Source organism: Azospirillum oryzae (assembly GCF_900177515.1).
Classification (GTDB): domain Bacteria; phylum Pseudomonadota; class Alphaproteobacteria; order Azospirillales; family Azospirillaceae; genus Azospirillum; species Azospirillum oryzae_A.
On record NZ_FXAK01000006.1, the window covers coordinates 40,730 to 53,637 of the forward strand.

8 protein-coding genes and 1 pseudogene are annotated in these 12,908 nt (G+C 64.1%); 5 read left to right on the forward strand and 4 right to left on the reverse strand.

Going from position 1 to position 12,908, the window contains the following annotated elements; translation table 11 throughout:
- Positions 1 to 252: 252 nt before the first annotated feature.
- From B9N97_RS12405 to recD2, 3 genes and pseudogenes are all read right to left on the reverse strand, one after another.
- A complete protein-coding gene (locus B9N97_RS12405) occupies positions 253 to 612 on the reverse strand; it encodes a hypothetical protein (RefSeq protein ID WP_085086856.1) in 360 nt (119 codons plus the stop codon).
- Between the two features lie 217 nt (positions 613 to 829).
- Positions 830 to 958: pseudogene (locus B9N97_RS36235) on the reverse strand (IS1595 family transposase); the annotation flags it as partial.
- A 244-nt stretch (positions 959 to 1,202) separates the two neighbouring features.
- On the reverse strand, positions 1,203 to 3,386 hold the full coding sequence (gene recD2 / locus B9N97_RS12410; RefSeq protein WP_085086892.1) for an SF1B family DNA helicase RecD2: 2,184 nt from the start codon (positions 3,384 to 3,386) through the stop codon (positions 1,203 to 1,205).
- A gap of 503 nt (positions 3,387 to 3,889) precedes the next feature.
- Between recD2 and B9N97_RS34955 the strand changes: the two genes are divergently transcribed.
- From B9N97_RS34955 to B9N97_RS12425, 3 genes are all read left to right on the forward strand, one after another.
- Positions 3,890 to 4,120 carry a hypothetical protein gene (locus B9N97_RS34955; protein ID WP_143266667.1) on the forward strand — a complete coding sequence of 77 codons (231 nt, stop codon included), beginning with the start codon at positions 3,890 to 3,892 and terminating at the stop codon, positions 4,118 to 4,120.
- Between the two features lie 161 nt (positions 4,121 to 4,281).
- Positions 4,282 to 4,521: a DUF4167 domain-containing protein gene (locus B9N97_RS12420; protein ID WP_085086860.1), complete on the forward strand. Its 240-nt coding sequence runs from the start codon at positions 4,282 to 4,284 to the stop codon at positions 4,519 to 4,521.
- A gap of 13 nt (positions 4,522 to 4,534) precedes the next feature.
- The gene (locus B9N97_RS12425; protein WP_085086862.1) at positions 4,535 to 4,918 is read left to right on the forward strand and encodes a hypothetical protein; all 384 of its coding nucleotides are present in this window, start codon (positions 4,535 to 4,537) and stop codon (positions 4,916 to 4,918) included.
- Between the two features lie 150 nt (positions 4,919 to 5,068).
- On the opposite strand, the gene B9N97_RS12430 is transcribed toward B9N97_RS12425, so the two are convergent.
- Positions 5,069 to 5,569: a site-specific integrase gene (locus B9N97_RS12430; protein ID WP_085086864.1), complete on the reverse strand. Its 501-nt coding sequence runs from the start codon at positions 5,567 to 5,569 to the stop codon at positions 5,069 to 5,071.
- A gap of 94 nt (positions 5,570 to 5,663) precedes the next feature.
- Between B9N97_RS12430 and B9N97_RS12435 the strand changes: the two genes are divergently transcribed.
- Positions 5,664 to 11,336, forward strand: a complete 5,673-nt coding sequence (locus B9N97_RS12435; RefSeq protein WP_085086866.1) for a Calx-beta domain-containing protein — start codon at positions 5,664 to 5,666, stop codon at positions 11,334 to 11,336.
- Positions 11,337 to 11,604: 268 nt separating this feature from the next.
- Positions 11,605 to 12,696, forward strand: a complete 1,092-nt coding sequence (locus tag B9N97_RS12440) for an IS1595 family transposase (RefSeq protein WP_085086868.1) — start codon at positions 11,605 to 11,607, stop codon at positions 12,694 to 12,696.
- Positions 12,697 to 12,908: the final 212 nt, after the last annotated feature.

A 12,908-nucleotide genomic window follows, 5' to 3' on the forward strand; every position in this document is an offset into this window, starting at 1 on the left:
CCGGTCAAGGGTGGAATCTGGTTGCGGGGCTATTCGAAAGCTATTTGAATTATATCTATTTGCTTAGCAACCAGATTCCACTGAATAAGCTGATTCGCGCCAACCAGACTCCACTCTCTCGCAACCAGATTCCTGTGAATAAGTTGGTTTGGTTGGAGACGTTTAGCTCTATAGGCAGGGGCATGAAGTGCGAATCGGACAGACTGCTGCAGCTTGGTGGGGGCTTACCTAGGTTTCCCATTACATTGCTACTCACCCCCTTAGCCCAGCGGTGCCGCAGTGGGGCGGCAGCGGGCCGGCGACCGGCAGTTCCCGGGCCAACGCCTTGTAGCGGGCGAGCTTGGGGTCGCCGGCGATGTAGACCGGAATGCAGCCGCCAAAGCCGAAGTCGGCGCGGATGAGGGTGAGCAGGCGGTCGAGGTCGCGGTAAGTGCGGTCGCCGCGGTCGTTCCAGGTGCGCAGGGGCAGGAAATCGCGCCGCCAGCTCGCCCGCAGATAGGCCAGGTGCTCGACGGCGGCGCCGACGCATTTGGAGACGATGAGAACGTTACGGATGCGGCCGCCCTCCAGGAGGGCTTGCCTGATCTCGCCTTCCTGCAGCCCGCTTGCCAAGCCCCGCCCCCGCCGTTCCGCTCAATCGCCGATATGCAGGGCGGTCCAGTCCGGCCAACAGCCACCGGCCGGCGCCGGGGTCCGTCCCGCCTGCCGCCGCTTTTTTAACAGCCCAAGCGCAGCCGGAGCGAGTAGGCATTGCGGATAGGCGCCCGGTCATTCCGTAGGCTTCCCTGAGGGCAGCGCGATAGGTGTCAGCTAAACAACGTCGCCATTATCAACTAAAGACAGCTACGGCGGAGCGGATGCTGATCCCGACGTCCTTGGTCCGCCGGAGTTGGCGCCCGACAGCATAACGGAAGACGGCCGGAAGCTGGAGAGCTGGAGGAACACGGGACCAGAGAGGTTCGATCTCCACCCGCCTCTCGCGGGTCCAGTGTTCCGAGCAACCTGCCTCCCCCGCGCGACCACCAGCCATCCGCCCCCGTCAAGCCCTGGGCAACCTTGTCGCGCCCGCCCAACCCGTGCCGAGAAATCGTTTCCGTCATCGCTGATAGGGATGACAACGCGCCGCCCCCCTGCTCGGGGAAGCAAGCTATTCCGGAGCGGACGTGCTCCCCCTGTGGAAGAGGACAACGGTCCCGCACCGGTCAGGCTGCTTTTGCCAACAGCCACTCCTTCAGCTTTGACCACCGGCGCCCTTCCTGGTGTGATCGTACGGCCATTCCAAGCGCCTTCCGCTGTCCCACAATGACGACCAGCCTCTTCCCGCGGGTGACGCCGGTGTAGACGAGATTGCGCCTGAGCATCGTCCAATGTTGCATCGCCAGCGGGATGACAACGGCCGGGTATTCCGAGCCCTGGCTCTTGTGGATCGTCGTCGCATAGGCCAGCGACACCCGGTCAAGTTCACCGAAGTCGTAAGCGACCTCACGGCCGTCGAAGTCGATCAACAGTTCGCTGTTCTCGGGATCGATTGCGGTGATGACGCCCAGGTCGCCGTTGTAGACCTCCTTCTCGTAGTCGTTCTCGGTCTGCATCACCTTGTCGCCGAAGCAGTAGGTCCAGCCGAAGCGCTCCACCCGGACATCGCCAGGCGGATTCAGCACCGCCTGGAGTTCCACGTTCAACGATCGGGCGCCGAGGCCCCCACGGTTCATTGGACAAAGTACCTGGACATCGCGCACGGGGTCTAAGCCGAAGCGCTTCGGGATCCGATTCCTGACGACCTCAATGAGCTTGCGGACACCATCCTCGGGCTCCGCCGCCTCGACGAAGTAGAAGTCCGAGCCCTCTATGGGTGTCAGATCCGGCATCTGGCCCTGGTTGATGCGGTGGGCATTGACGATGATGCGGCTGGCCGCCGCCTGTCGGAAGACCTCGGTCAGGCGCACCACGGGCACGGCGCCGGATGCGATCACGTCGGCCAGCACCTGCCCCGGCCCCACCGACGGCAACTGGTCGACATCGCCGACCAGGATCAGGGCCGACCTGTCGGGGGTCGCCTTCAATAACGCGTTCATCAGCGGCACATCGACCATGGACGTCTCGTCGACGACGAGCAGGTCGCACTCCAGTCGGTTCTCCTCGCTGTGCTTGAAGCCTACGGCGGCTGGGTCGAAGGCAAGCATTCGGTGGATGGTCCTGGCCTCCATTCCGGTGCTCTCCGAGAGCCGCTTGGCCGCCCGGCCGGTCGGGGCGCACAGCAGGATGCGGATGTGCTTGGCGGCCAGGATCTTCAGGATGGAGTTGACCAGGGTCGTCTTGCCGACGCCTGGGCCGCCGGTGATGACCATGACCTTGGATGCCAAGGCAAGCCGGACAGCCTCCCGCTGGCTCGGCGCCAGCGTCAGTCCTGTCTTCCCTGCCACCCATTCCAGCGCCTTGTCCATGTCGATGGCGGGCCAGGGCAGCGTCCCGCCCGCAAGGCCCCGCAGCCGGGCAGCGATGGCTTGCTCGGCCCGGTACAGCCCAGCCAGGAAGACGCAGTCCCTGCCCTCCAGTTGGTCGGCGATGACGGCGCCGTCGCGAAGCTCGTCCGTCAGCGCCTCGGCCACCAAGTCGGTGCCGACCTCCAGGAGGTCGCTGGCCAGCTTCTCCAGGTCCTCCATAGGCAGGCCGCAGTGCCCCTCGTCCATCGCCTCGGCCAGGGCATAGCCGATGCCCGCCCGGACGCGGACCATGGCCGTCTTCTCGATGCCCAGCTTGGCCGCGATGGCATCAGCGGTCTTGAAGCCGATGCCACGGATGTCCCGGGCCAGCCGGTATGGGTTCTCGGTGATGAGTTGGATGGCCTCCTGCCCGTAGGTCTTGTAGATGCGGACCGCCCTGGAGGTGCCGACGCCGTTGGCGTGCAGGAACAGCATGATCTCCCTGATCGCCCGCTGGTCGGCCCATCCCTTGATGATGCGGTCGGCCCGCCTGGGCCCAATGCCGGTGACCTCGCGCAGGCGACCGGGTTCGGCCTCGATGATGTCGAACACCGCCTCACCGAACGCCTTCACCAGTTTCCTGGCGTAGACCGGGCCGATGCCCTTGATCATGCCGGAGCCCAGGTACTTCTCGATGCCCTCCAGCGTCGTCGGCTGGGACGCCTTCAGGAAGGTGGCCTTGAACTGGAGGCCGTGGGTGCGATCGTTGACCCAGCTGCCGCTTGCCTGGATCCACTCACCGGATGAGATCATGGCGGCGTGAGCGACGACGACAACCAAGTCGCGGTGCCCGCGGACCTTTACCCGAAGCACGCAGAAGCCGGTCTCGGCGCTGTGGAAAGTCACGCGCTCCACCAGCCCGGCCAGGGACTCCGTCGATGACACGATGGCTTGCCCGCTCATGCCGGGATTGTGCAGGATTCCCGAACGCCGGGCCAGCCGCATTCGCGGTCGACGGCCAACTGCAGCCATACAGATCAACGAGCTATATCATTGATCAGCTGATAGAATTTCCTGTGTAGGGTGGCCCTGCGTCGACGCTGATGGAGAACCATCCACCAAGCTTCTTCCTTCGATGAACCAACAAGATGTCGGAGTACAGATGCTGGTTGATATTGGGCGCCGATCCACCGTCCCGAGTGCCATTCGGGCTTTCAGGGGGTCGCCCACCTCAGCCCGGATTTTGGTGATGTCAACGGTCCAGCCACCGCTGCCCTTGACCACTGGGGCGCCGCTGAAATGTAGAGAGCTGTCGGATTGGCGGTCGGGAGCATTGACCAGAGCAGCCCCCTTCAGCATAACCAACCCGTAAAGAGCATTATGAGACTGTAATGAGTGAAGCAGAGACAGTCCTGGCTGAAGTCGTCAGGGTCCGGAAGGCTCCTGTTGGTAGGAAGCTTCTGGCGTTGGTTGACGTCGTCATTGTCATCCACGGCGTCGAGTTCAAGGTTCGAGGCCTCCGCGTATCGAGAGAGATCATGGATGGCAATCATGCCACCTCTGTCACCTCGCCCCTTCATCGGGACATTGATGGACAGTGGAGCCCGACGGTTACCTTTCCCGAGGAGCTTCATCAGCCGCTCACCGACATTGTCTTGGCGGCTTGCATTGACGCGGGTGTTTGTCGGGAAGCCTGACCTGCGAGCAGTCGAGATCATAGAGCACCGCCACGACCATCGACGGTGTGATAGACTCTGGCGATGCCAAGTCAGGAAAGCGCAAATGCCTAATGGCTGAGGAACGGCACTGGGTCATCCAAGCCGTCCCTTTGTTTTCTCCAAGACACCCGATAGGTTGAATGTCAGCACTCATCCCCCGCAGTGGCCAAGCGTCTCAACCCAGGGTCAGCACGGCACGGTCTGCCGGTGCCGGTGGAGTCCGTCCTGCGCCGGTCCGGGTCACTGGATCGGCAGTCCAGAAGCAGGCCCAGTGGCTTGGCCGGGCCGCCGATGCCGAACGCATCGGAGATGGCGTGGAGGCGGAACTGTGCCGGCAGTATGCCGAGCATTGGTTCCGCGTCTCACGCGGACAGGACTGAGGGAGAGGATCCGGTGAGCGACACCACCCTGACGTCGCGGGAACGGACTTTGATCCGCAACGAATTCATGGTGCGCTTTGCCCAGGCCCCTCGGCTGGAAAACGGCATCCTGGTGAAGCGGTGGGCGACCGGGCTGAACAAGGGACAGCCCAAGCCCGGAGCGGTCATCCAGGGGATGCTGGACCGTGGACTGCTGGAGTTGCGGGATGACGGTGCCCACTGGCTGCGGGCCCGTTTCACCGAGGCCGGCCTCGCTGCCTTACGGCACATGGCCGAGGATCCACGCGCACTGCCACCGGGCGAATACCAGCATGTCCTTGAGGACCTCGGAGGCGCTCAGCTAGCGGATCACAACAGCCCGCCGCCGGCCCTCTCTGGCTCGAGACCTGTCGCATGAGGCAGAGAAGAAAGCACGACAGAGCTCACGCTTTTTGCACTTTCGGCCTAGGTTCCACTCAGTCGAACAGGCCGCCAGAGACGCTGGCCCACAGTTCCACGTCGGCGACGTAGGACAGCGCCATGTCCGCCGACTTGTGGCGGGTTTGCTTCATGGTAGCCGCCAGAGGGTGCTGTTTCTGGGCGTCAGCGGTGGCCAAGCCGTGGCGCAGGCTGTGGCCGGTATAGCCGGTGGCGTCACGCCCAGGGCGCTCTGCACGATACGGGCGACGGTGCGGTCGGAAAGCCGGTGCAGGCCGGCGCGCAGGTCTTCGTTTCGCGTTGCCTGCATATAGAGCGGACCGGGATCGTCGCCAGCGACCGCGAGCCAACGGAGCACGGCGGCGCATGAGCACATCGCCGCGTGGCGGGCGGCCACCAGCGGCACCACAGCGCCGCGGTCAGCCTGATTGGTCGTCGAGCGCCGCAGTCCCGCGCGGCTCATGTCGACGTCGGCGATCACGGAGCGGCGCGCCGTGCAGGCGGATACGCCAACTTTCATCGCGAGAGAAAAGGTTCCGATACTCTCCTGCACCTCCCCTTCTGAGGCGAGACACCACATCTGGCTTGTCTGGATATCACTTAAAGTGAGCGAATTGGCAAGGTCGCTCAATCAGTGATTATCCCGAGGGGGCTTTGCTCGGACGGGCTCCTTCATTGCAACTTCAAGTCACTTTATCTTGAAATTGTCACAAGAGGTAGTGGACATGGCAAATGTCCTGGGAGGAAGCGGGGCCGATACCCTCACTGGTACGGCTGATCGTGACTACATTGCTGGCGGCGCCGGCAACGACCTCATCGACGTCGGCATTGGCAATGATTATGCGGTCGGCGGTACCGGGTCTGACACCTTCGTTTTCCGAGCGAACGAAGGCTGGGACGTCATTGCGGATTTTTCCGCAGGCGCTGGGGGCGACGTTCTGGACCTCCGTGCCATCACCTCCTTCACCAGCTTCCAGTCCTTTTTGGCGGCGTCTACGCAACAGGGGGCCGACACCGTCGTTACCCTCAGCCCAACCAGCGCGGTGAAACTCGCCGGCGTGCAGCGCAGTGCGTTGACCCAGGCCAACATTCTGCTGAACGGCTCCAGTACCGGCGGCACAGGAGGGGAATCCGGCGGCGGCACGGTGAGCATCAGCCCGCCGACGGTGACGCTCGCGGAAGGCAACGGTGGCGGCAGCACCGCCTACCAGTTCACCGTCACGCGTAGCGGCGACCTCTCGGCTTCCTCAACGGTGACGTGGGCGGTGGCCGGCAGCGGCACGGCGGCGGCGGACGCGGCGGACTTCGCCGGCAATGCGCTGCCGCAGGGCACGCTGAGCTTTGCCGCCGGCCAAGCCACCGCCACCATTTCCCTGCCTGTCTTGGCCGATGCGCTCCAGGAAAGCGATGAAGGCTTTACGGTGACGCTGTCCAATCCGAGCTCCGGCTGGACGGTGGCGACGTCCAGTGCCATTGGCGTGATCACCAATGATGACAGCGCCAGCGGCGGTACGGGCGGCACCCCCGGCGGCATGTCCGGTCAGCTGTTCACCGGCACTGACGCCCGCGACGCCATCATCGGCACGGCGAACAACGACACGATCGATGCGCGCGGTGGCAACGACTACATGAGCGGCGGCGCCGGCTCGGACACCTTCGTGTTCCGCTCCAACGAAGGCTGGGACTACATCAGCGGCTTCGCTGTGGGTGCCGGAGGCGACGTTCTGGACCTGCGCGCCATCGCCTCCTTCACCAGCTTTCAGTCCTTCCTGGCGGCAACCACCCAGGAGGGCGCCGACACCGTTGTCACCCTCAGCTCAACGAGTGCGGTGAAGCTCGCCGGCGTGCAGCGCAGTGCGCTGACCCAGGCCAACGTCCTGCTGACCGGCTCCAGCACCGGCGGCGGTACAGGGGGTGAAACCGGCGGCACGGTGAGCATCAGTCCGCCGACGGTGAGCCTTGCTGAAGGCACCGGTGGCGGCAGCACCCCGTATCAGTTCACCGTCACGCGCAGCGGCGATCTGTCAGCCGCCTCATCGGTCACTTGGGCCGTCGTCGGCAGCGGCACAACTGCAGCAGATGCGGCCGATTTTGTCGGCACTGTGTTGCCGCAGGGCACTCTGACCTTTGCCGCCGGCCAAGCGACCGCCATCATCTCCGTGCCCGTATTGGCGGATTCCCTCGAGGAGGCGGACGAGAGCTTCTCGGTCACGCTGACGAGCCCGAGTGCCGGCTGGAGCATCGCGACGGCCAGTGCCACTGGTGTGATCCCCAACGACGACACCGTCCGTCCACCCACGGGCGGCACGGTGAGCATTAGCCCGCCGACGGTGAGCCTTGCTGAAGGCAACGGCGGGGGCAGCACCGCCTACCAGTTCACCGTCACGCGTAGCGGCGACCTCTCGGCTTCCTCAACGGTGACGTGGGCGGTGGCCGGCAGCGGCACGGCTGCGGCGGACGCGGCGGACTTCGCCGGCAATGCGCTGCCGCAGGGCACGCTGAGCTTTGCCGCCGGCCAAGCCACCGCCACCATTTCCCTGCCTGTCTTGGCCGATGCGCTCCAGGAAAGCGATGAAGGCTTTACGGTGACGCTGTCCAATCCGAGCTCCGGCTGGACGGTGGCGACGTCCAGTGCCATTGGCGTGATCACCAATGATGACAGCGCCAGCGGCGGTACGGGCGGCACCCCCGGCGGCACGCCCGGTCAGCTGTTCACCGGCACCGACGCCCGCGACGCCATCGTCGGCACGGCGGGCAACGACACGATCGATGCGGGTGGCGGCAACGATTACATGAGCGGCGGCGCCGGCTCGGACACCTTCGTGTTCCGCTCCAACGAAGGCTGGGACTACATCAACGGCTTCGCCGCGGGGGCCGGGGGTGATGTTCTGGACCTCCGTGCCATCGCCTCCTTCACCAGCTTCCAGTCCTTCCTGGCGGCGACCACCCAGGAGGGCGCCGACACCGTCGTCACCCTCGGCCCAACCAGCGCGGTGAAGCTCGCCGGCGTGCAGCGCAGCGCGCTGACCCAGGCCAACGTCCTGCTGACCGGCGCCAGCACCGGCGGCGGTACAGGAGGGGATACCGGCGGCGACCCCGCCACCAGGACCTACACCGGCACCCCCGGCGCCGACATCATCTGGGCCGCAGCCGGCACCAACATCATCTCCGGCCTGGATGGTGACGACATCCTCGGCGGCAACACCGCATCCGACACGATCGTCGGCGGGGCGGGCAACGACACCCTTTATGCCGGCGACGACACCGCCGCCGACACGCTGCTCGGCGGCAGCGGAGACGACGTGTACTGGGTCAACGGCCCGGAGGATGTCATCACCGAAGCCGCCGGGGAGGGCGTGGACGAGGTGGTGGCCAAGGTCTCCTGGACGCTTGGTGCGAACCTGGAAAACCTCACCTTGCAGGAGGTGGGGGCGGTCTCCAACGGCTTTGCCACCGGCAATGACCTCGCCAACATCATTGAGGGAAATGCCGGGAACAACGAGATCCATGGCAATGGCGGAAACGACCAGCTCGACGGCGGGGCGGGTGCCGATCAGATTTATGGTGAGGCGGGCGACGACACGCTCATAGGCGGCATGGATGCGGCAGCCGATACCCTCTACGGCGGAGCGGGGAACGACACCTACTATGTCAGCGGCCCCAATGATGTGGTTGTGGAAAACGCCAATGAGGGCACAGACACGATCATCGTTTCTGGCGGGTGGAACGCCGACACGATCATGAACATCGAACGGGTCGTGCTGAATGAGGCTGAGGCGGCACAGAACAGCTCCTTGAGCGGCGGCATGCTCCCCATGGAGCTGATCGGCAATTCAGGGAACAACCTCATCAGCGGCGGCTGGGGCAATGAAACTATCCGCGGTGGGGCCGGCAATGACACGTTGAGCGGCGGCCGGGGGGCCGACACCATCTATGGTGATGCTGGCGACGACACCATCACCTTGTCGAACGACGGCGCTTGCCTGGCCTATGGCGGTGAGGGAGCAGATGTGTTCCGTGCCGCCTGGGGAGGCAACCATCTGGGTGGCGCGTTCAGCGCAACCATCGGCGACTTCGTTCTTGGACAGGACACGCTCTCGATTCCCTGGATGTTCACAGGGATCGAAGAGGTCAATGGCAATGCCGTTCTGGGCTTCGTGGAGAACCCGAACGTTCCGATGACCGGAACGGCGCGGTTGACCTTGAGCGGCGTGACGGCCGAGGCGGTGACGGCATGGGTGCGCCAGAACGGCAATGACTGGGCGGCTTTCACCGGCAACACCTCGGGCGGTCGCGTGATCTACGGCACCGATGGGGGCGAGACCCTGACCGGCGGGGCCGGCAACGATGTCCTCGACGGCAAGGGCGGAGCCGACGTCCTGTATGGCGGGGACGGCAACGACACCTTGACTGCCGGTGCCGACAGCGCGGCCGACACGCTTTACGGCGGTACCGGCGACGACACCTACATCGTCGGCACCGGCGATCAGGTCATCGAAGAGCCGGATGACGCCGGCGGCACGGACACCGTCATCGTTTCCGGCTCCTGGACCAACCCCTATGGGGTGGAGCATGTGATCCTCAGCGAGGACACTGCCTCGCAGAATGGCTCGATCACCGGCAACTATGCGAAAGAGACGCTCATCGGCAACGCCGGAGACAATGTCATCGACGGAAGCCAAGGCGATGATGTCATCGACGGCAAGGGAGGCAATGACACGCTGTATGGTGGCATGGGCTATGGCGGGTCGGGCGTGGACACCATCTCCGGCGGAGACGGTGACGACGACATCCATCTCTCCCGCGGTCTTGCCACCGGCGGCAGCGGTGCCGACGCCTTCACGATCTACACCTCCGGCCAGCAGATGGGCAGCTTCGCGGTCACCATCACCGACTTCGAACTCGGCGTCGACCGGCTGAACGTATTGCACTCGCTCAAGCGCGTTGACGATCGGGATGGCAGCGCCGTCTTGACCTTTGGGTATGGCATCGGCGCGGAACTGGTGGGGGCAAGCACCCTCACCCTTGCAGGCGTGCCACTAACGGCCGTGGCGCAATGGGTGCGCAACCACGGCAATGACTGGGCCGCCTTCACCGGTGATACCTCCGGCGGCCGGGTGGTCTTCGGCACGTCCGCCGATGAGACCCTGACGGGCGGGGCCGGCAATGACCTGCTGGACGGTGCGGAGGGCGCCGACCTGCTCGAAGGCGGGGCCGGCAACGACACCTTGTTCGCCGGCATCGACAGCGCGGCCGACACGCTGTCCGGCGGCGCGGGGAGCGACATCTATTATGTCAGAGACGGCGATCTGGTCGTCGAGGACGCCACCATGGGCACCGACACCGACACGGTCGTCGTCTCCGGCTCCTGGGGCAATCCCTACGGGGTGGAGCAGGTGATCCTGAGCGAGGACAGCGCCTCTCTGAACGGCTCGATCACCGGCAACCAGTCGAGCGAGTCCTTTACCGGCAATTCCGGCAACAACCGCCTCGACGGCGGCTGGGGAGATGACACGCTTTACGGCATGGGCGGCGATGACACGCTGATCGGGGGCTGGGGCGATGACTCGCTCGATGGCGGATTCGGCAATGATCTGCTCTCCGCCTCCAACGGCACAATGAACGGCGGAGCCGGACAAGACACCATGTCAGCCGTCTTCGAGGGCATGCATATCGCGCAGAGCTTCAACCTTCTTGTCCAGGATTTCACTCTTGGTGAGGATACCCTGCGTGCTCCCGCCCATCTCATCGCCATTGACGAGGTGAACGGCAGCACCGTTCTGCAATATGCGGACGGGCCGAGCGTCGATCACATGCCCTCCCACGGCACGATCACACTGCAGGGCGTCGGTCTGGCCCAGGTTGCCGGCTGGGTGCAGGCAAACGGCAATGATTGGAAGGCCTTTGGCGGCGACACCCTTGGCTCCGGGCGTTATGGAACCTTGGGGGCCGATATGGTTCAGGGAGATGCGGGCGACGACTTCATCGTCGGGCTTGGCGGGTCCGACACGCTGGCAGGCGGTGATGGCAATGATACTTTGCAGGCGGATGACGCCTCCGAGGTCTTGTTCGGCGAAGCCGGGAACGACGCCCTTTATGGCGGAGATGGCAATGACACGCTCTCAGGAGGGAGCGGAAACGATACCATGTGGGGCGGTGGCGGTGCCGATATCTTCGACATCACTGGTGGCACCGACAGCGTTGACTACATCTACGACTTCCGCGCGTCTGATGGGGATCGCATCTATACCGGTGGCGTTCCCCTCACCATCAACGACAATGGCACCAATGCCTGCATCATTGAGACCGGATATCGGGGGATGGTGTACAGCACCGTGCACGTGATGGGCATCAGTGCAAGCGAGGTCTCCAATCATCTGATGTACACCGGCTTGTGAGTACAGGGGCTTCGCTCTTGCGACCAGAAGCGAAGGCTCTGCCAGCCCCACTACGGTTTCCTCCATCGGATAGAACGACCTTGCGGGAAGACAACTACCTCTTCCCGCAAGGAGGAGCATATTAATCAGTGTAGAAGGAGAATTACCATCAGGGGGTCACGCCATAGGACGGACGAAATTATACGCCGCCATTATCAACCAAACACAGTAAAGCGTAGCTCTTCCAGCGTTTACGTGCGACTCTCAGCCATCGAGCACGGAGGGGACGATGGGATCGGTGCTGGAAGAGCTGACGGCCATCCGGACCGTGGCGGAGATGACCGAAGCGTTCGGAGACGAGGCGCAGTGCCGCCGGCTGGTTGAGGCGATGGTGTGGCCGAACGGACGGCTCTGTCCGGCTTGCGGCTCGCGGCGCTCGATCACGCTGGCGGGGCGCGACATGGGACGACGGTCCAGGCCCGGGCTCTATCAGTGCTGCAATCCGGACTGCCGCTTCCAGTTCACTGTGACAACGCGAACCCCATTGCATGGAACGAAGCTGCCGTTGCGGACTTGGCTCATGGGGCTTTGGTTCATCCTGCAATCGGACAAGGGCATCTCGTCCATCCGTCTGGCCGAAGCACTCGGCGTCAGCCAGCCGACGGCATGGCGGATGGGTCACGTCCTGCGGCTTCTGGTGTTGCGCGACCATCCGCTGGGCGGGACGGTGGAGATCGACGAATTCCACTTCGGCGCCAAGCCGCGGCGGGATCCCAACCCTCCCAAGCTGGGGCGAGGACGCAAGGGCCAGCCCCGCACGACGAAGACTCCCGCACTTGCGGTCGTCCAGCGGCCAAGCGGTCGGGAGCCGGGGACACCGGCGGGCGAGGCCCGTGCCGCCGTGGTCGCCGATCTGTCGCTCGACGAGGCCGAGCGGGTGTTGGAAGCCGCTGTCGATCCCGATGCGCACTTGATGAGCGACGAATGGAAGGCGTTCGTCGCCGTCGGCAGCGCATTCGCAGCGCACGATACGGTCCGCCATTCCCAGCGCGAGTATGTTCGCGGCAGCGTGCATGCCAACTCGGCCGAGGGCTTCAACGATCGTGTCCGGCGCACGATCGCCGGCGTCTTCCATCACATCAGCCCCGACCATGCTGACCTGTATTTCGGCGAGATCGGCTTCCGCTGGTCCCAGCGCACGGTGGCAGGTCAGGCCCAACGCCGGACCCGCAAGGGGCGGACGGTGATCCAAACCCTTTGGTCCCGCGTTCCTCCAGCTCTCCAGCTTCCGGCCGTCTTTCGTTACGCTGTCGGGCGCCAACTCCGGCGGACCAAGGATGGCGGGATCAGCATTCGCTCCGCAGTAGCTGTCTTTGGTTGATAATGGCGACGTATATTGTCGCCCGTCCTATGGCGTGACCCCTATCTGGAAAATTCTGATTAGATTTCACAGCAAGGTAGTAACCCAGATAGTATACACCTATAAGTGTCAAAACTAATCCATCAAGCACCACGAATATTCCGATCCGGGCGTCATGGCAACACTTTTGCGATCAAAAGATATATAGAATTTCGGTGATTGCTGGCAAATGC

Bases quoted from the DNA above. Each gene is read 5' to 3' on its own strand.
- recD2 (WP_085086892.1), bottom strand. From the start codon at position 3,386: ATGAGCGGGCAAGCCATCGTGTCATCGACGGAGTCCCTGGCCGGGCTG.
- B9N97_RS12420 (WP_085086860.1), top strand. From the start codon at position 4,282: ATGTCAGCACTCATCCCCCGCAGTGGCCAAGCGTCTCAACCCAGGGTC.
- B9N97_RS12435 (WP_085086866.1), top strand. From the start codon at position 5,664: ATGGCAAATGTCCTGGGAGGAAGCGGGGCCGATACCCTCACTGGTACG.
- B9N97_RS12440 (WP_085086868.1), top strand. From the start codon at position 11,605: ATGGGATCGGTGCTGGAAGAGCTGACGGCCATCCGGACCGTGGCGGAG.